Source organism: Butyrivibrio sp. X503 (assembly GCF_003625475.1).
Classification (GTDB): Bacteria; Bacillota; Clostridia; order Lachnospirales; family Lachnospiraceae; genus Butyrivibrio.
The window spans coordinates 287837-307531 of the sequence record NZ_RAIQ01000002.1; the positions used below are offsets into that span (position 1 = coordinate 287837).

Here is a 19695-nt window from a genome sequence, read left to right on the forward strand (position 1 = left end):
ATATAGATATATTAAATCTTCAAATCAAAACCTGAGGAAATATGAAGGTCTACGGCTTTTCCGTGTTTATCAAGCATTTGTTCCCCTATTTTTTCCATGCGTTCAACAGAGAGCTGCCTTTCGAAGATGGGATTCTTTTCTTCCCTTTCTTCCCGTCCTCTCTTACGGTTCTTACCACCGTCGCCGGCATATTCGTTGTTGCCCTTCCCCTGGGCATCGGCCTGAACCTCCGGTCCGCTTACGTCATCCTTTTGAATGACCGAATTCTTTTGATTATCGACTTCTTCATTGAACTGAGTCTGGAAATTCTGCCTATCCATCATGGGTCTTGAGTCTTCCGCGGCTTTTACTGCGGAAACCTCATTGGATGCAGCTATGACTCCGAAGTCTATCCTGTTGATCGACATGTTACTCACCTTCCTTTTGCGTTAAGTAAATATGTTTAATGGGCTCCTATTAAATGATATACGAAATGTTCCTTTACTCCTATATCATTAATATCGGCATATATCTTCGCCAACCTTATATCGGAGCCAATCTTACATCACCTTCCTTGACTACAAATCTACTGTATTGAACAGGTTTTTTTACTATCATCGAAAGCTCTCCGATATTAACCGTTGTTCCGGGATACGCTGTACCTTCAACTATAACCTGTGCATCCTTGGCCTCGGCAAGCTTAGCCATAAGATTAGCATACTCATCGGAGTCGTCCTGTATTTCCTGGGTAAGTGTCTTGTTCATCTCAATAAGCTTCTTGGCACTCTCAACCTGTTGAGGATTAAACTTAACACCTGCTTTAAGCATCTTTGTAAAGCCTTCAATCGTGGGTTTGATACTTTCTATCTTTTTCTGTGAATCGGCGATATTTTTTTGTATTTCCTTCAGTCTTTGCTTTATCTGAGGATCGGCACCAACCTCAATTATGGTATTGGCACCCATCTCGGAACCGAGAACCTTAGCGGTTATCTTATCGGCAGCACTTACTCGTCCGCCTGCGATAAAGCCTCTTCTTCCGGTTACATTAATTTCAGTTCCGGAAGAAACGTTGGAGTGAAGTATTGATTCGCTTGTAATTCCTCCGGTGGCAGTAACAGTGGCATTCTCAATGAATTTTGTTACTACATTACCGCCTGCATGTATATTTCCGCCCGCTTTTGCTCCGCATTCAAGTATTACATCCGCACCGGCTTCAAGCTTGGCGCCCTCAACAATTCCTCTCACATGAATGTTTCCACCGGCTTTTACACTGAAATTGGTAGCGACAAGTCCATTAACCTCAACGCTTCCTTCATAATCAATATTTCCGGTTGATACATCAACATTTTCAAGTGTGAGAACATCCGAAACGGTAATTCTACCCTCTTTTACCGTAACATGACCTGCGGTTGCCGCGGTTAGCTGAAGTTTATCCTCAGAAAGTACAGTATTCTTGCCGGCTTTGATATAAGTAGCCTTGACAGCAGCAGGCTTAATAGCCTCTCCGAACACCGTTGTACCTGGAATTCCGAGAACTTCGGGATGCAAAGTCGCAAGAAGATCACCCGCCTGAACATTATTGATAAAATTAAGATGGAAATAATCCACGCTTCCGTCCTCGCGAAGTGTGGGTTTTGCTCTTAAATTGGCATTAAAATGAAGCTCAACGCTGGCATTTTTTCCCTGGACGACTTCCTGACCTTTGGCTACAAGAATATCCTTACAATACTCTCTGTGCTCAAAGAATTTATGTATATCTTCCGTCTGAATTCCAAAACGATATTTTCTGTAAGCCAGTGTATCAAGGAATTCTTTTTCCGTCATCAATTCTCCACCTTCGGTAGGAGGAATAAAAAATGCCGTGACACTCATACGGTCATTGGGAACGTAGAATTTGACATACTCTCTTTCGGGCAAAATTTGAGCACTATTAATCAAAACCACGTTACCATCCGCATTGGCCACAGCTTCATTTACAACAGTGAGATCATATTCTATTTTCTTGTCCTCAAGGTAATCACGGACATCGCTAAAATTTAATGCATCTCCTCCGTCTGTTGGTGCGAATACTTTAATCCCGGTACCCTTAGGTGTGATAACAAGCTGGAAGTAACCGTTCATCCTATAAATCCCCTTTATACATATAGTTCTTTACCTGGAATTAGTTACTATTCCAAGATAATTTCCGAGTTTGTCTCTCATTTTCTGAAGAGCCTTTGTATGAAGCTGAGATACTCTGGATTCAGATACTTCAAGAACTTCACTTATCTCCTTCAAAGTAAGTTCTTCATAGTAATAAAGCAAAATAACCTTCTTTTCTTTTTCGGTAAGAAGCTCCAAAGATTCTGCGAGCATCTTCTTAAGCTCTTCCTTTTCCACAGCTTCTTCGGGCTTTGTAAAGCCTGATGAGTGTGTGCCGGAATCTTCAGGAATATCGGCGCCTGAGTCCATAAATTCATTAAGAGAAACAACGCCGGTAACCTTCATCTGATTCTGCCAATTCTGATATTCATCCTCTGAAATATCCATTTTGGCAGCAATCTCGGCATCAGTAGCAACATGTCCGCTGTCTTTTTCTATCTCTCTTATAGCGGCTTCGATCTTTTTCTGCCTCTGTCTAATGGTACGTGGTATCCAGTCCATCTTTCTGATCTGATCGAGAATAGCTCCTCTGATACGAAGGCTTGCATAAGTTTCAAACTTAACATCCTTCATAAGATCAAATTTGTCGATCGCATCGATAAGGCCAAAAATACCATACCCTACAAGATCGTCATACTCAACGTTAAATCCGAGATACATGCTGAGTCTACCCGCTACAAGCTTAACAAGAGGAGCATACTCTAAGATGAGCTGCTCTCTGATATCAGCGGATTTAGTCTTTCCATATTCTGTCCATAATTTATTCTTGCCTGCTTCGTCCATGTACCAGATCCCCGAATGTTTTATTCAAGAATGTCGTGAATTTCCATTGAATCGGAATCCGACTCTTCTAGTCCTTCAATACTTTCCTCTTCTTCGGGATTTTCCTCCTCAAGAAGTTTTTCTTCTTCGGCTTGTAAAGCTAAAGCCTTCTCCCTATTAACGTCCATAAAACCCATGATCATCTTTTCAAAGAAAAGAGCTATCGCAACGAAAAGAGCCACGGAGCATAGGACTATTAAAAGCCATTCACGCACAGGATAGTGCTTAAAGTATGTAAATATCGCTATAATAGCAGTCGCTGAAAGCACTATCAACGGCGTGATGATCTTTTTATTGAATTTCTTTAAATCTTCAGTTTCATTCATATAACTTTCTCAGGCTTTCCAACAGCTCTGATAATATAATCCCCATTTTCAGGATAAAAAATGACCGTTCTTCCGTATGAATCGCCGGTGTCCTGTGCAAGAACCGGAATGTTGAGCTCTTTAAGCTTCTTAAGCGAAGCAGCTACATTTCTGTCTCCGACACGCATTGTCGCATTTTGTGACTGGAAAGCAAACATCTGAGCACCTCCCGCTATTTTGGCGACAAGTCTCGATTTGTTCGCACCTTTGGCAACAATCTGGTCTACAAGCTCTTGAATTCCGGTGTCCGCAAATTTAGGTATATTAGAGTTGTTCTTTATTTCAGTTGAATCCGGCAACATAACGTGCGCCAAGCCACCTATCTTGGTGACGGGATCCCTTATTGCTATTCCGACGCAGGACCCAAGCCCTAGTGTGGTTATTCCGTCAGGGCTTACGCAAATGTTCAGATCGGCCATACCAACCTTAATAATCTGACTCATATAAGACCCCTTCGTTAATTTGAAAGATCTCCCATTCCAAGTGAAGAGAGAATTTTACTGTAACCGTCAATATCAGGTAAAAGAATAAAATAACCACTTAATTTGAGCTCATCAAAGAACTGAGTCTCAATAAGAAGGATCTTATCTCCCATCATGCCGAACTGAATCGCCGGAACACTCAAGATCGCAGCCGCCATATCGATGGCAACGTATGGGATTGAAGGAATGAGCTTGAGGTTCGTCATCATCGAAAGTGAATTAAGATATGAACCTGTGATGATATTGCCGACCTCTTTAAGAGCAGACATCTCAACCTCATCAAATTCTTCATCTTCGGATTTAGGGCCTGTTCCCATCAGCTTATCAACAAGGTGCCTTGCGGCCTGCTTGCCAAGCAGGAACATGATGCTTCCGTCGATATCACCGTTAAGAGCAAGGTATATACCTGCCATGATCTTCTCGGCGCCGCCCATCAGGTCTCCGACATCTTTAAAATCAAGCAGCCTAACCTGAGGCACACACATATCGACCTTGGTTCCTATCATCTGCGCAAGTGCTGTTGTGGCATTACCTGCACCAATATTACCCAGCTCCTTAAGTACATCAAAATACTGACTGGATAAATTGTCCAGATTCATCTCTCCCATATTACTTCCTCCAATTAACTTGCATTAGATGCTTTTTCTTTTACTTCCTTCTCGGAAACAACGGCATCGAGATCAAGTATCGATACAAGTCCGCCATCATAATGTCCTACACCGCTGACAAATGTGGCATTGGCTTTGCCCTTCTTATCATCGTAACGAACTTTCTCGATGTTCTTGGAATCAAGTGTAAGAACCTGATTAACCTGATCAACGATGATTCCCACAAGGTCTCCTGCCTCGGTCTTAAGGATTATGATACGGCTCTTGTCCGTTATCACGTCCTCTTCAAGTCCCATCTTCATACGAATACTCATAACGGGAACAATCTCGCCTCGGATATTGATAACGCCCTTAAGGAACGCATCAACCTTGGGAACGCGTGTAATCTGTTGCATTCTTACAATATTGTCTATGAATTTGATATTGATTCCGTAATACTCATCATCAATCTTAATAACAATATACTGTATAAGTTCTCCAACCTCAGTAGTCTCTCTAAGTTCATCCATAACGATTCATCCTTTCCTCGTAATCTTAAACTACGATCAGAAAATTGAATTAGTATCAAGAATAAGAGCTATCTCACCATCACCCAGGATTGTAGCACCGCTTATAAGTTTGCACTTATTGGTGTACTTGCCAAGAGGCTTGATAACGATCTCTTGTTGTCCCATAAGTTCGTCTATTACAAGTCCGACCTGCTGATCACCCTTTCTTGCAATAACAACGACCATATCATCCTCGGGAGCTTTGGTGGATTCTGTGTCAAGAACCTCATTAAGTCTGACGATAGGAGTTACACTTCCTCTTAAGTTAATAACCTCTCTGTTTTCAACCAGCTTAAGGTCTGAAGGAGAAACATCCTCAATACTCTGAATTGAATCCAGAGGAATTGCATACTTCTCTTCTCCGATGATAACCATGAGAGCTTGAATAATAGCAAGTGTAAGAGGTAATCTGATAACCCATGTTGAACCTTCGCCAAGTTTGGTCTTAACGGATACTTCACCGGAAAGCGACTCAACCTTGGACTTAACGACATCAAGTCCAACACCTCTTCCTGAAATCTCGGATACTTGCTTGGCAGTTGAGAATCCAGGATGGAAAAGAAGTTCAACACACTGTTTATCTGTCAAAAGAGCTGCCTGCTCAGCAGAAACAACGCCCTTTTCAATAGCTTTGTTCTTAACGGCCTCAGCATCAATGCCGTTACCGTCATCTCCAACCTCGATAACAACGCTGTTACCATCCTGGAAAGCATGTAAGAAGATCTGTCCTACTTCAGGCTTGCCTCTTTCTGCACGGACTGCAGCAGGCTCAATACCATGATCGGCACTGTTTCTGATAAGATGCATCAAAGGATCACCGATCTCATCAACCACAGTTCTATCCATCTCGGTATCTTCACCGGTCATTGTAAGTTCCATCTTCTTGCCGAGAGTCTTGTTAAGATCTCTGATCATACGAGGGAATTTCTGGAGAACGCTCTCAATAGGAACCATTCGAACTTTCATGACTGATTCATGAAGGTTGGTCGTAACGCTCTCAAGATATTCAATCTGTTCATTTACATTTCCGTTACTTACGCCTGAAGAATTGGCAGCGGATATAAGTGAGTTCTTAGCAATGATAAGCTCACTTACAAGGTTCATAAGAACATCGAGTTTTTCGATATCTACACGAACTGTTCTGTTAACCACAGGCTTGCCGACAGGTTTTTTAGCGCCGCCGGCTGCAGGTGCGGGAGCAGGTGTATTAACTGCTGCGGGAGCAGGTGAACTTGCAGAAGGTGCTGCTGAAGGTGCAGCATCCGAAGAAGCTTCTTCTTTATCATCAGCTCCTTTTGCACCGTTAAGATCAAACTCTCCGACGTCACAACCTTCAACCTCGGAAACGGATTTAACTATTTCTTCGATCTTTTCTTTGGACTCATCCGAAATAAGAACGAGACTGAAAGAAAAATCAAATTTCTCATCTTCTATATCCTGTGTATTGGGCTCGGATACGACTATCTCGCCGACATCTTCAAGGCCTTTGAATACAAGGAAGCCTCTGGCGGCCTTCAAAATACAGGATTCCATGATATGTACAGTAATACCGTAGATTTTTTTGCCCTGATTCTTAGCTTCTTCAAGAGTAGCTCTTGCAGAAGAATCAAGACGAATTGCTCTGTAATCAGATGCGGGATCTGAGCCCGGAGCAGGCGCATTGTCTGCGGGTGCATCTGCCGGAGCAGAATCTGCAGCAGCGGGCGCCGCGTCACCGCCAGACGCTCCGAGAGTACCGTTTCTGATATCTCCGAGAGCTTTTATGATGTTCTGGTGTTCCTCCGTACCTTCGTCCTGATTCTCGGTAATGTTGTCCACATAGCCCTGAATCGCATCAAGACACTGAAGTAAGATATCGATCATCTCAGATTTGATCTTGATCTTGCCGGCACGAACGTCAGAGAAAACATCCTCCATATCATGCGTAAGATTCTGCATTCTGGTATAACCCATGGTTCCGGCCATACCTTTCATGGAGTGAGCAGATCTGAATATCTCGTTGATACAATCCTCATTCTCAGGATCCTGCTCAAGAGTCATAATGTTATCGTTGAGTGACTGAAGGTGCTCCTTTGCTTCGTCGAGAAAGACACTTAGATACTGGGAAACATCCATAACCTATTTACCTCCGTTAAAAGTGATAGTTACAAAAGTATAGTCTAATTATCGCATACTTTTGTGCTTTTTATCGGCTTTTTGAACGGGGTAAATTAAAACTTTTATAAACGGAAGCTAAAAAGAATATTAACCCTAGTTCACGCCGACATTCATTATTATTTCCTGGGCCACGTCATCAAGCTTTACAACCTGATCGACCAGCCCGGCAACAGCTACTGCTTTGGGCATTCCGTAAACGGTACAGGTTCCTTCGTCCTGTCCGATCACGTGAACTTTTTTCTTGGATTTAAGATTCTTGATTCCTTCCGTGCCGTCAGCTCCCATTCCTGTAAGAACTACACAGCATATTTCGTCGTAATCCGAATCCATAAGAGATTCATACATGAAGTTTGCGCAAGGTCTTACGCCTTCTCTTGTGGGTCCGTCCACATAGTGAATAACACTCCTTCCGGCGTTCTTTACTATGTGCATATGCTTGCCGCCTCTTGAAATATAGACGGTTCCGACTTCCAAAACATCTCCTTCGGCAGCCTCCTTAACTCTTACTTCCGAAAGAGAATCAAGTCTTTCGGCAAGTGATGCCGTAAATCCTTCGGGCATGTGCTGCACCAGTACAATAGGAGTTTTTATATTCTTTGGAAGTTTAGGTATAACGCTCTGAAGTGCACGAGGGCCACCGGTTGAGCTAGCGATAGCAACGATTCTGTTACCTGTAATCTTTCCGGCAGATTTAGTAACCAGTTCAACAACCTTGCGTGATTCCTTGACCTCTTCAAAGGAGAAAGCTTTGCTTGATACAGGCATTCTACTGTCTGCAACAGCCGCAAGAGTATCAATGAAATGTTTACTGAATTCATCGCCTTTACACTCAGATGCTCTGTCAGGTTTGTGTACAAAGTCTAAGGCTCCGAGATCAAGACAGTCGAGTGTGACTTTCGCACCTTCTTTGGTATCGGTGCTGGCCATCATTATCTTCGCCTTGATACCCAGTTTGTTGAGCTCTTTAAGCATCGTGATTCCGTCCATTCTGGGCATGTTAATATCAAGTACTACGGCATCATACGAATTCTTTTTAAGAAGCTCCAGACCTTCGACTCCGTCACGGGCCTTGTCAGCCACCTGGAATCTTGAATCTGAATTAATGATATCACTTAGAACCGTTCTCATGAGTGCAGAGTCATCAATTAACAAAATTTTTTTCATAATTATGTTTGCTTCTTTCTGATTTTTCGTTCTTCTTCGAAGATAAAATGGATAATATCTTCTCTGGAAGTCTCATCAATATAAACATATTGGATACGATGTTCAAAAAGTCCCGGTCTGCTTTCCAGCTCTTGAACCTTTAGGATACTGCAAATCATCTCATATTCTTTATCATTTACGTTTCCGGGTAAACGATATGAGCAATAAATAATACTGCCTTCATCATATCTGAAATTGGATACAAATCTGAGTCCTCCGCCGCTTATGTCAACGACAACGCTTCTTTGAAGCTGGTCTTTGCTGTTATCCACCAGATATTTACGGTTATTTTCAAACGCTTCGAGTTCTTCCTTTGAGCAAAGTCTTGATTTTAACTCAAGCGCACAACTGAATCTGTAATATTCCCTTCTTTGAAGCTTCTGAAGCTGGCTTGTAAGATCAAGTACCAGAATATACATGTTATCGCTTCTGTATCTGTCAACAATCTTTGAATAGCACTGAAAAAGACCTCTCGGACTGTAGAAGCAAAGACTGTATTCGCCGTCAACAGGAAGCAGAACGAGCTTACCTTTTTCGTAAGGCATCAAAACTTCTATCCTGTCATCCGATGTAACATCCATTATTTTACTCATGTAGATATGCCTTGTTCGCATATCCTCGTCCATCCAGATCTTTCCGGTGGCTTTTAATTCAACCCTGTTTCCGGGTGAAATGTAATCCGTGAGCATAAATGCCTGTAATCTCCAATCATAGTCTTTTATGTAAAAATATCAGTTAATAACCTTGGCCTCCGCAGTGCCGGGCTGAGTGCTTGAAAGCTTTCTGCCGGTAATTATGTGTGAAAAGAAAGCCGCCATTCCTCTTTGCTTAACCTCAGCATAATCGCCGGGATTCATAAGCTGTCCCGCAATATTCTCAAATGCCTTGACCGATTTGGCATTGGGATACTGCAGAGATACCGGTGATTGCTGCATTACACTTTTTGCAAGATACTGATCCTGCGGTATAGCTCCCATATAAGTAAGCGGAAGCTTAAGATACCGTGCCACAACAGCATTGAGCTTATTAAACAACTGCTGACCTTCGTCATCGGAAGATACTCTGTTCGAAACAACCTTAACCTTTGTATTTTCTCTTGAAAATCTAGGCGATTGATTAAGCGCTTTCAAAAGAGAATACGAATCGGTAATCGATGTCGGCTCCGGAGTTGTAACAAGTATTATCTCGCCGCTCGCTACAAGAAACTCCATAACGGCATCCGAAATACCCGCTCCGGTATCTATTATTATTATATCAGCTATAGCGTCCAGCTCAGCAAGATTGACAATAATATATACAAGATAATCTCTGCTCAGGTTATACATACCGGAAATACCCGAACCTCCGGAAATAAATCCGACTCCCTCAGGTCCCCAGGTAATGATGTCCTTAATATTCTTACCCTGATAGATAAGATCGCAGAGATTATGCTTCGGAACGGTACCGAACATGATCTCGATATTTGCAAGTCCAAAGTCCGCATCAAGTATGATGACTCTTTTGCCCATCTTGCGAAACTGTATCGCAAGATTGATGGAAACGTTTGATTTACCGACGCCTCCTTTGCCACTTGTAACTGTGATAATCCTTGCCAGCGGTCTTTGCGGCTTATTTGAATTTTTGATAATATTTCTTAATTGCTGCGCCTGATCCATAATGCAATCCCCGAATTCCCGTAGTTAACTCTTTCCTCCTAGAAGGTTCTTAACGATTCTCTGAGCGTCAAATACAGCGATATCGTCAGGAACGTTCTGACCGTTTGTTATATAGGCAACAGGTGCACCGGTATGCATTCTGATATTGTAAAGATTGCCCTTTGCGCCCGTTTCGTCCATTTTTGTAAAAATAAGTTTATATGCAACCATCTCCGAATAAGCATCGGCAATCTCGATCAGATCACGATACTTGGTGGTTGCTGAAAGAACAAGGAAGTTCTCACAATCCATAACATCTTCAAGACATCTGATAAAGCTCTCGACATCCTTCTTAAGCTCTTCATTCTTAAGAGAATGGCCGGCCGTATCCACCATGATATAATCATAGTCCTTGAAATCCTCGGCTGCCTGCTTCATCTCCTCAACGGAATAGATAACCCTGAACGGAATCTCAAGGATTGAAGCATAAGTACGAAGCTGTTCTGCAGCTGCTATCCTATATGTATCAACGGTTAAAAGAGCCACCTTCTTCTTTTTGGTAACGCTGAGCTCCGAAGCAAGCTTAGCGATCGTAGTAGTCTTTCCTACTCCTGTGGGGCCAATAAAGATCTCAGCCCTCGGTCCCTCTTTTTCCGTGTCGATAGGCTCGGATTTACCGAATTTAAGAACCATCTTCTGATATACGTTTGCAAGAGCAAAATCAAAAGGAAGTCCCGGTTTACTTACCTTCTCAACCTCATCCGTAAGCTGGTTAACATAGATCTCGTCAACCTCATTCTCTATAAGAGTATTATATAACAATTTGATAAAAGAGAGTGTCTCTTCGGATATATCGTTACCCGCAGCGTTGATCTGCGACTTTTCCTCCTTGGGAGTAACTGTCTTTTCTTCCACAGGTTCATCCTTTTCATTCTTAAGAATATTCTTTTCAAGAAGATTGCTTAAATTATCAAGCTTTTCTTCGATGGCACTGTTGTCTTCCTTAACTTCGCGAACCTTGGTCGCATTTACGGTTGCGGAAACAACGGTATCACGCTGCGAAATATCCTTTGATGAACTCTTTTGCGGAGAATATGTCCTTACAGGTCTCTCCGTCTCCTCCTCGAGTGCAACAGTCACCTCAATCTTCTGAGACTTAAAAAGAGATAAGATTCCCTTATTTTTAAGAGGTCTCACATTCATCACGACGATGTTTGGTCCGAGCTCTTTTTTTGCCTCCTCGACTGCCTCGCTTTCAGTTTTTCCAACATACTTTTTGATAATCATATTATGCCGTTACCATCCCCACAGATTGTAATTCTATATTAGCCTCAACTTCATTATAAGAAATCACCACAAGATCCTTGTAGTAATCTTCCGTCATTTTCTTGAAATACATTCGCACGATAGGCGAAGCCATAATTATTGCTTGTTTGCCGGCATCTTCAAGCTTCTTGACCTGCTCACCGACAGATGCAAGAATCGACTTGGTGCGTGCAGGATCAAGCGTAAGATATGCACCTGTTTCCGTCTGCTTGACACTGTTCATGATCTCCTGCTCAATCTTGGGATCAAGTGTCACTACGCTTGTAGTCTCACCCGGCATGAAGAACTTGTTTGATATCGCCCTCTTAAGACTCTGACGAACATATTCCGTAAGGATATCGGGATCGTGTGTTGAGGGTGCGAAATCAGCAAGCGTCTCAAATATGGTAACAAGATCTCTGATAGATATGCCTTCCTTGAGAAGATTCTGAAGTACTTTCTCGATCTCACCAAGGCTCATAAGCTTAGGAACAAGCTCTTCAACAAGAGCAGCATTGCTCTCTTTGAGATTATCGATAAGATTCTGAACATCCTGCCTTGTCATAAGTTCGGAGATATGTTCTCTGATAATCTCAGTTAAGTGCGTAGCGATAATAGACGGCGGATCGACTACTGTATAGCCAAGACTTTCCGCCCTTTCTCTCTGACCTTCCGTGATCCAGATCGCGGGAAGATGGAAGGAAGGTTCAAATGTAGGAATACCGGTGATCTCATCCTCAACGTGTCCCGGATTCATGGCCATATAATGGTCAAAAAGAATCTCTCCGTCGCTCACCTGTATACCTTTAATTTTAATGATATATTGATTAGGATTCAACTGAATATTATCTCGAAGACGAATAATCGGAACAACGGTACCAAGTTCAAGCGCAACTTGACGTCTGATCATAACAACTCGATCGAGAAGGTCTCCGCCCTGATTGACATCGGCAAGAGGAATGATACCGTAACCAAACTCAAGCTCGATCGGGTCAACTTGCAAAAGACTCGTGACATTTTCGGGCTGCCTGATCTCTTCAGCCTCCTGTTCCTCAGGCGAAGCTACTTCCCCTTCTGTTGCGACTTCCTCTATAGTCTGACTCGCAACTCTTCCAAGGAAGATAAATGCAGCACCGAAGGTGACGTACAAAAGAGTCGGCAAAGGTGATAATATGCCTAGTCCCGCTACAACGCCGCCTACAAGATACAAGGTCTTAGGCATTCCGAAGAGCTGTCCGATAAGAACATGACCAAAGTCCGCCTCCTTGGAGCCCTTGGTTACAAGAATACCTGTAGACATGGAAATCATGAGTGAAGGAATAGAACTTACAAGACCGTCACCCATGGTAAGGATCGAATATGTATTTATCGCGGTGTTGACGTCCATTCCCATTCTGAGAACGCCCATCGCAATACCGCCAAGGAGGTTGACCGCAGTAATGATAAGACCCGCAGTCGCATCTCCCTTAACGTACTTGGTAGCACCGTCCATTGCTCCGAAGAAGCTTGCTTCGTCCTGAATCTTCTGTCTTCTCTGCTTAGCCTCTTCATCTGTTATCGCGCCGGTATTTAAGTCGGCATCGATAGCCATCTGTTTACCGGGCATAGCGTCCAATGTAAAACGAGCCGATACTTCAGCTACACGCTCGGAACCTTTGTTGATGACCATCAGCTGAACGATGATAAGGATAACGTATATGATCGCACCGACGATAAGATCACCGCCGCCAACGAAGGATCCGAATACCTCGATAACCTTACCGGCGTTACCCTGTGTAAGGATAAGCCTCGTTGACGATACGTTAAGAGCGATTCTGAAAATAGTCGTGAAAAGAAGTATCGTAGGGAAGAACGACATGTCAAGAACGTCCTGAGCAAACATTGCCGTAAACATGATGACAAAGGACATCGACATATCAAATGCAAGCAGTATATCCAGAATAAAATCGGAAAGAGGAATAATAAGCATTACTACTGCCGCGACGATATACAGAGCAAGTCCGTAATCATAGACTCTGTTCATCAGCTTTTTGGTATCCATGCCATATCCTCCTTTCCGTAAAATTTCCAACTAAAAATATCTATCAAATCTTGCCCTTTAAGTGATATACATAAGCAAGGACTTCTGCAACCGCCTTATATAACTCGGGCGGAACCATCTCGCCGACTTCAACGTTGGCGTAAAGCATACGCGCAAGCGGCTTGTTCTCAACAATCTCAACGTCATTTTCCTTGGCGAGCTCTTTGATCTTTTGAGCCACATAATCGGCACCCTTAGCAGTGACAATAGGTGCATCCGCTTCATCAGCGTCGTATTTGATCGCTACAGCATAATGCGTCGGGTTCGTAATGACTACGTCAGCCTGTGGAATTGACTGCATCATACGCCTTCTCGAAGCTTCCATCATCCTACGCTTCTGCGCAGACTTAACCTCGGGACTTCCCTCGGAATTCTTGAACTCATCCTTTACTTCCTGCTTGGTCATCATCATATCTTTTTTGAACTTTCGTTTCTGATAGATGAGGTCTGCAAAAGCGATGACCATATAAGCAACAGCAATCCTTGTTCCAAGATCAAAGATCAGATTACCCATCAGGCCGATCGCACTCTTTAATGGAATATCATACAAAAGAAACAGTGATTCGGTCCTGGATTTAAAAAACGTATAAATGACAATTCCCATAAGAGCAAGCTTAAGCAGCGACTTAGCAAGCTCAAAAAGCTTTCTGGCAGAAAAGATCTTCTTTAGGCCCGATACGGGATTAAGCTTTGAAAGCTTTGGTTGTAACGGTTTAGATGTCGGCTTATATCCAACCTGAACGTAATCGCATATAAACGCTACCAAGAATCCTATGATAAAAAACGGAGCACACAAGACAAGCAGTTGAACCATCGCATTCCTTACTATCGCACTGAGTGTGGCAACAGGAAGATAACCGTCATAAGTTCTTGCGACATTTGGAATGTCGTTATAGGTTCTTTCAAATATCTTGTGGAAGTTTGCTCCCATAACAGCGTAAAAGAGCCTTAAAATAATAAAAAGTGCAAGCAAACTAAAGGCTGTCGCAACCTCCTGGCTCTTTGCGACCTGACCTTCTTTTCTTGCATCATCAAGCTTTTTGGCTGTGGGCTCCTCGGTTTTCTCTGCACCGTTGGCGTCCTCTGCAAAAAACTGCAGATCATATGCAATTAGGAGCGGCTCGTAAACAGGGCTATCAGCCGCTTTGCATACTGTAAACAAAGTTATGCATCAGCTCCTTCATGTTTATAAAAATGAAATTAGAAGCGTCACCCAGCATAGAAACCGTGATAAACATGACCATCAGACCAATAATGATCTTAATCTGAATACCAACGGAAAACATGTTCATCTGCGGCGAAACCTTGGCAAGCACTCCCAAGACAACATTTGTAATAAACGTAATGATAAATATAGGGAGCGCAATTCTAAAACCTATAACAATGTAGTCCCTAAGGAACAAAACAATTGAATTAAGCATTCTGTCGGAATGTATAACCGCGCCGTTAAGCGGTATCAACGTAAATGTATCAACAAGCGCGCTTAGAATAAAGCGGTACATACCGGATAATAAAAGAGCTACAGTAAGCACCTGAGAATATAAAGATCCGGTAATTGTAACCTGCTGATTGGTCGCAGGATCAAAGAGATTGACCATTGAAAGACCGATCTGCATATCAATTATCTGACCAGCGAAATTAACGATCATCTCGCAAAGCGAAACGGCGTATCCGACAAGAAAGCCTGTAATAACCTCTTTTAACACGATGACCGTATACCCGATTATCGTGTTGTATGCGGGCGGATAAAAAGGAACCGCTCCGTAAATAAGTATAGAAAGCATAAGACCAAATCCAACCTTAACGAGATTCGGTGTCTGCCTTCCTCCAAAGAACGGACAAACAAATATAAAGCTTGTAATCCTCGCAAGTATCAAAAGAAATACTTCCAGGTCGCCGTAGCTAAAAGAATAATCAATCATCTGTTTATCCCATCATCTAGCGAACATACTGAGAAAAATCAGACCAAAGCTGAGTAATATATCCGGAAAGCTCGGTAAGCATCCAGTTTCCTATCAGCATGATCATAACAAAAACACCTATAACCTTCGGAACAAAAGTAAGCGTCTGTTCCTGAATTGAAGTAACGGTCTGGAATATTGAAATCACAAGACCGATTATCATCGAAGTCAAAAGAACCGGAAGAGACATCTTGATAACAAGAAACAGTGCTCCGTTAATGATTGTATTGATATCATTCATCGTAATCATATTAGTCTCCTCCTTTCATGACAAATAAACACTAATAAAACGACTTAACAAGATTACCGATAATAAGACTCCAACCATCAGCAAGTACGAATAACAAGATCTTAAACGGCATCGAGATTGTCGTAGGCGGCAGCATCATCATACCCATACTCATAAGTACCGACGCGACAACCATATCAATAACTATAAACGGCACATATATAAGGAATCCGATAATAAAGGCCGTTCTAAGCTCACTTACAATGAAGCTCGGAATAAGAACAACGTTCGGAATGCTCTCAAGCTCTCCGTCCCATTCTATGTGGTCGATCTCCATAAAGAGCTTTACGTCCTTGGTCTGAGTCTGACCGTACATAAACTGCCTAAACGGTCCCATCGCCTTATCCATAAATTCTTTTTGATCGATCTCGGCGTTCTCAAAAGGAATAACCGCCTCGTTATAAACCTCCGTCAAAGTAGGCTGCATAATAAACAGAGTCATAAAAAGTGCAATGCCAATCATGACTATATTCGGAGGCGACGTCTGCGTACCGATCGCGGTTCTTGTAAAATGAAGCGCAATGATAATCCTCGTAAAAGAAGTCATCATCACAAGCAGAGTCGGTGCAAGCGAAATCAGCGTCAGAGTAATAAGTATCCTCAGGGCGCCGTTTAATGAACCGTTACCGTTGTCATAAGTCACGGTAACTGTATTTGCTATATTAAGTTTCTTAAGATCATCGGGATCTTCCGAAGTTCCGGGGTCAGTAATATTGGTCCTCTCGTGCTGACTTCCCGTAAGATTGGAATCTCTGTCGGTTGTCGGGTCAGTAGGCGTAGTGTCTTCAATGACATTGGCCGTGGCATGTGCCTGTGCAGGAATCGCAAGACCCAAAATACCGGACAAAGCTACTGTAAGAGTGACACAAAGAAGGCATTTTTTAATCTGTGCCAAAAGATATTTATTCTTTTTTATCTCTCCCCACTTAATTCTCATATTACTTCTTAAACTCGCCCTTTATTTTTTCAAGAACTTCTTTAAAACTCATGTTGCTTTCGGATTCATCTTTTATCAAAAGAGAATCCTTATCAACTTCGCATAAAGCGGTTATCTCGTCTTTGCCGACGCCAATGGCCATATACTTGTCTGCAATCCTGATAATCTGAACATATTTAGTCGTTGATATTCTCGAAGTTTCAATTACTTCTATATTGCATCCAAGACTCTTTGTCTTTTGATACCCTGCCATCCATTTGGTCACATAATACGTAAGTGCCAATATGCCGACAAATATTATAAGTATCACTATAAATTGTAAATATGAATCACCGGACATACCGCTTTCTCCGAAAAAAATTACTGAACAATCTCTGTAACTCTGACACCAAAGCTTTCTTCGATAACTACTACTTCGCCTTTGGCTACAAACTTACCGTTTACAAGTACATCTACAGGTTCACCCGCAACCTTATCAAGCTCGATGATAGTACCGGGTGCAAAATCAAGGATATCGGAAATAGGCTTAGCAGTTCTGCCGAGCTCAACCGTAACTTCCAAAGGAACGTCCTTGATGATGCCGATATTCTCGCCACCAGCCATGATCGTTGTTCCACCGGCAAAGGTCTGGAACTGGGCAGGCTGAATATTCATATTCATCATCTGAGGAGCCATCTGCATCTGTGGCATAGCCATACCCATCTGTGGCATTCCCATCTGAGGCATAGCCTGAGCTCCCATCATTGAAGGGTCTGGAGCTGCAGGTGCAGGCGCGGGTGCCGGAGCGGGCGCTGGTGCAGGGGCAGGTGACGGTGCAGCTTCTGCAGCGGCATTCTGCTCTCCCGATGTCTTATTTTCAGCTGTAATAACGGTATCCTTGAGCTCTTTTGCGAATTCTACAGGATAGAGCTGCATAAGAGTAGAATCCACAAGCTCTCCGACCTGCATCTTAAATGATATCTTCACGAATGTTCCGGTAAGGAACTCGGCGATATCGGAAGGATCGTCATTGATCATATCAAGAACGGTAGCTGACGGAGGGCTGATATCAACCTTGGAATTGATCATGGTAGAAAGAGATGTCGCTGCAGCGCCCATCATCTGGTTCATGGCCTCTGAAATAGCCGAAAGCTGAAGCTCACCTATCTCGCCTTCAATATTGGTTCCGTCTCCTCCCATCATCAGGTCTGTGATGACCATAACGTCATGTTCTTTAAGAATAAGGATATTGGTACCGTCAAGTCCCTGTGTATACTTGATCTGAATGAATACACAAGGTCTTTCGTAGTTATTTATTACATTCTCCCAATTTGCAAGTTCAACCTGAGGAGTTGTAATATTAACCTTTTGATTTACCAGAGAATAAAGCGTCGTAGCGGACGAACCCATGCTGATATTGGCAACCTCGCCAATAGCATCCTTCTCCGAATCTGTAAGAAGAGATTCATCTATATCCCCACTTCCTACAGCCTGCGCAGGAGCAGCAGGTTCCGCAGCCGCATCAGGGGCTGCATCCGCAGCGGGAGCATCACCGCCGGCTGACGTATCCATACCGGATAATAAAGCATTTATTTCATCTTGAGATAACATTCCATCCATGCTCCTACTCTTCCTCCTCTCTTACGACCGACGTAATCCTGACGGCGTATTTATCTTTTGTCGTACCGGGTAATGCCGTGAATTTGTACAGATTACCGACATATACCTGCATATCTGTATTTACTCTGTTATCAAGTCTTATAATGTCACCCGCCTGCAGATGAACAAAATCGCTGACGGAAACATTGCATCTTCCGAGAACTGCCTTAACAGGCACATCAACATGCTTGACCATCGCTTCGATGTATTCATCAAAGCTCTCATCCGTATTTTTCTGCATGGTTGAAAACCAGAACTTGGTATTCAGCTTGTCCATAACACTCTCAAGTGTGAAATACGGAAGACAGACATTCATAAGACCTTCGGTCTCACCGATCTTGATGTTGAGAGTTACGATCGCGATCATATCCGTCGGCGATATTACCTGTGCAAACTGAGGATTGGTCTCAATTCTCTCCATGACGGGATTGATCGAAACAACATTCTGCCAAGGCTCAACCATAAGCTGCATGCAGATGGTAACAAGCTTTTCAATAAGCGGCATCTCAATATCGGTGAACGGACGGGGTCTATCCAAGGTTCCTCCGTTACCTCCGAGCATTCTGTCGATAAAAGAAAAACCTATATTCGCCTGCAATTCCAAAATGATATTACCCTGTAACGGTAAAAAACTTATAACTCCCAAAATTACAGGATTGGAAAGGGCGTTGCTAAACTCCGAATAGGTTACGGTCTCAGAATTGGCAACCGTAACGACTACATTTTTTCGAAGATATAACGGCAATGTGGTGGATAATAATCTTCCGTAATGTTCGTAGATCATCTCCAAAGTACGAAGATGTTCCTTGGAGAACTTGGCAGGTCGTTTAAAGTCGTAATCCTTGACTTTCTTTTCGTCTGCCGCTTGCATTTGATCTACGTCAAGTTCACCGCTGTTAAGTGCTGCCAACAGACCATCTATTTCATTTTGTGACAGTACTTCACTCAAATTGGTTCTCCTTCCTCTGACGTAAATAAGTATGTATCAGAAAGTACTTAGTTATATAAAACACTGCTGAATGTCACATCATATATAAATGCGGATCCGTAAAGTGTTTGAACACCCTCGAGAATCTCTTCTCTGGCCGCCTGTGTATCAGCCTGAAGCTCTTCCATCGTATACTTTGAAAGAACATTGGTTATCTGAGATTTTACAAGTTCTCTGGTTCCGGCAAGAGACTCGCTTGAACCATAGGTTGCGTAATCAGGACTTGCAGTATTCATTGAAAATACAACTTCAACAACCATGTAGTGTGACTTACTGTCAGCACCGGGCTTAAGATTGATGGTAAGCTTGTCCTGACCGGTAAATCCGAATGTTGCTATATTGGATACTTCAACAACTCCGGAATTGTCAGGTGAAAAGCCTCCGCCAGCTCCGCCACTTGCTTCAAGCTCAAGCGCTGTGGCAATATCCGAAATAAGCTTAGCTGTCTGTGAATTGGTTGTCATGACGGAAAGAAGCATAAAGCCAGTCATCGCAATGTTTACAACCAAAAGTGCCAAGATAATGATCGATAACAGATTCTTTTTCATATTGAATTA

General features: G+C 42.8%; 21 protein-coding genes. All 21 read right to left on the minus strand.

The window, feature by feature from the left end:
* Window positions 1-11: 11 nt before the first annotated feature.
* Window positions 12-407, minus strand: coding sequence for a hypothetical protein (locus tag D6853_RS04200; protein ID WP_120656686.1), 396 nt, complete (start codon window positions 405-407; stop codon window positions 12-14).
* A gap of 115 nt (window positions 408-522) precedes the next feature.
* Window positions 523-2100: a DUF342 domain-containing protein gene (locus D6853_RS04205; protein ID WP_120656688.1), complete on the minus strand. Its 1578-nt coding sequence runs from the start codon at window positions 2098-2100 to the stop codon at window positions 523-525.
* A gap of 30 nt (window positions 2101-2130) precedes the next feature.
* Window positions 2131-2904 carry a FliA/WhiG family RNA polymerase sigma factor gene (locus D6853_RS04210; RefSeq protein ID WP_120656690.1) on the minus strand — a complete coding sequence of 258 codons (774 nt, stop codon included), beginning with the start codon at window positions 2902-2904 and terminating at the stop codon, window positions 2131-2133.
* A gap of 20 nt (window positions 2905-2924) precedes the next feature.
* Window positions 2925-3269 (minus strand): hypothetical protein, encoded by a 345-nt coding sequence (locus D6853_RS04215; protein WP_120656692.1) that lies wholly within the window; start codon window positions 3267-3269, stop codon window positions 2925-2927.
* Window positions 3266-3751 carry a chemotaxis protein CheD gene (locus D6853_RS04220; protein ID WP_092242765.1) on the minus strand — a complete coding sequence of 162 codons (486 nt, stop codon included), beginning with the start codon at window positions 3749-3751 and terminating at the stop codon, window positions 3266-3268. The genes D6853_RS04215 and D6853_RS04220 overlap by 4 nt, the downstream gene beginning before the upstream one ends.
* 14 nt (window positions 3752-3765) lie before the next feature.
* The gene (locus D6853_RS04225) at window positions 3766-4398 is read right to left on the minus strand and encodes a chemotaxis protein CheC (protein WP_120656694.1); all 633 of its coding nucleotides are present in this window, start codon (window positions 4396-4398) and stop codon (window positions 3766-3768) included.
* Window positions 4399-4412: 14 nt separating this feature from the next.
* Entirely contained in the window at window positions 4413-4907 is a 495-nt protein-coding gene (locus D6853_RS04230) for a chemotaxis protein CheW (RefSeq protein ID WP_120656696.1), read from the minus strand.
* A gap of 36 nt (window positions 4908-4943) precedes the next feature.
* Complete coding sequence (locus tag D6853_RS04235) at window positions 4944-7061, minus strand: chemotaxis protein CheA (RefSeq protein WP_120656698.1); 2118 nt, start codon at window positions 7059-7061, stop codon at window positions 4944-4946.
* Between the two features lie 135 nt (window positions 7062-7196).
* The gene (locus D6853_RS04240; RefSeq protein WP_199712998.1) at window positions 7197-8267 is read right to left on the minus strand and encodes a protein-glutamate methylesterase/protein-glutamine glutaminase; all 1071 of its coding nucleotides are present in this window, start codon (window positions 8265-8267) and stop codon (window positions 7197-7199) included.
* 2 nt (window positions 8268-8269) lie between these two features.
* Window positions 8270-8995: a flagellar brake protein gene (locus tag D6853_RS04245; protein WP_120656702.1), complete on the minus strand. Its 726-nt coding sequence runs from the start codon at window positions 8993-8995 to the stop codon at window positions 8270-8272.
* A 42-nt stretch (window positions 8996-9037) separates the two neighbouring features.
* Window positions 9038-9961 (minus strand): MinD/ParA family protein, encoded by a 924-nt coding sequence (locus D6853_RS04250; protein ID WP_120656704.1) that lies wholly within the window; start codon window positions 9959-9961, stop codon window positions 9038-9040.
* 24 nt (window positions 9962-9985) lie between these two features.
* A complete protein-coding gene (gene flhF / locus D6853_RS04255; protein WP_120656706.1) occupies window positions 9986-11227 on the minus strand; it encodes a flagellar biosynthesis protein FlhF in 1242 nt (413 codons plus the stop codon).
* 1 nt (window position 11228) lies between these two features.
* The gene (gene flhA / locus D6853_RS04260) at window positions 11229-13286 is read right to left on the minus strand and encodes a flagellar biosynthesis protein FlhA (protein ID WP_243108291.1); all 2058 of its coding nucleotides are present in this window, start codon (window positions 13284-13286) and stop codon (window positions 11229-11231) included.
* A gap of 43 nt (window positions 13287-13329) precedes the next feature.
* A complete protein-coding gene (gene flhB / locus D6853_RS04265) occupies window positions 13330-14487 on the minus strand; it encodes a flagellar biosynthesis protein FlhB (protein ID WP_120656708.1) in 1158 nt (385 codons plus the stop codon).
* Complete coding sequence (locus tag D6853_RS04270) at window positions 14462-15247, minus strand: flagellar biosynthetic protein FliR (RefSeq protein ID WP_120656710.1); 786 nt, start codon at window positions 15245-15247, stop codon at window positions 14462-14464. The genes flhB and D6853_RS04270 overlap by 26 nt, the downstream gene beginning before the upstream one ends.
* 16 nt (window positions 15248-15263) lie before the next feature.
* Complete coding sequence (gene fliQ, locus D6853_RS04275) at window positions 15264-15536, minus strand: flagellar biosynthesis protein FliQ (RefSeq protein ID WP_120656712.1); 273 nt, start codon at window positions 15534-15536, stop codon at window positions 15264-15266.
* Window positions 15537-15567: 31 nt separating this feature from the next.
* Window positions 15568-16512 carry a flagellar type III secretion system pore protein FliP gene (fliP, locus tag D6853_RS04280; RefSeq protein WP_120656714.1) on the minus strand — a complete coding sequence of 315 codons (945 nt, stop codon included), beginning with the start codon at window positions 16510-16512 and terminating at the stop codon, window positions 15568-15570.
* Between the two features lies 1 nt (window position 16513).
* Window positions 16514-16852 (minus strand): flagellar biosynthetic protein FliO, encoded by a 339-nt coding sequence (locus tag D6853_RS04285; RefSeq protein ID WP_120656716.1) that lies wholly within the window; start codon window positions 16850-16852, stop codon window positions 16514-16516.
* A 20-nt stretch (window positions 16853-16872) separates the two neighbouring features.
* Entirely contained in the window at window positions 16873-18111 is a 1239-nt protein-coding gene (gene fliY, locus D6853_RS04290; RefSeq protein WP_120656718.1) for a flagellar motor switch phosphatase FliY, read from the minus strand.
* A 4-nt stretch (window positions 18112-18115) separates the two neighbouring features.
* Window positions 18116-19099 (minus strand): flagellar motor switch protein FliM, encoded by a 984-nt coding sequence (fliM, locus tag D6853_RS04295; RefSeq protein WP_120656720.1) that lies wholly within the window; start codon window positions 19097-19099, stop codon window positions 18116-18118.
* Window positions 19100-19146: 47 nt separating this feature from the next.
* Window positions 19147-19686 carry a flagellar basal body-associated FliL family protein gene (locus D6853_RS04300; protein ID WP_120656722.1) on the minus strand — a complete coding sequence of 180 codons (540 nt, stop codon included), beginning with the start codon at window positions 19684-19686 and terminating at the stop codon, window positions 19147-19149.
* Window positions 19687-19695 lie beyond the last annotated feature (9 nt).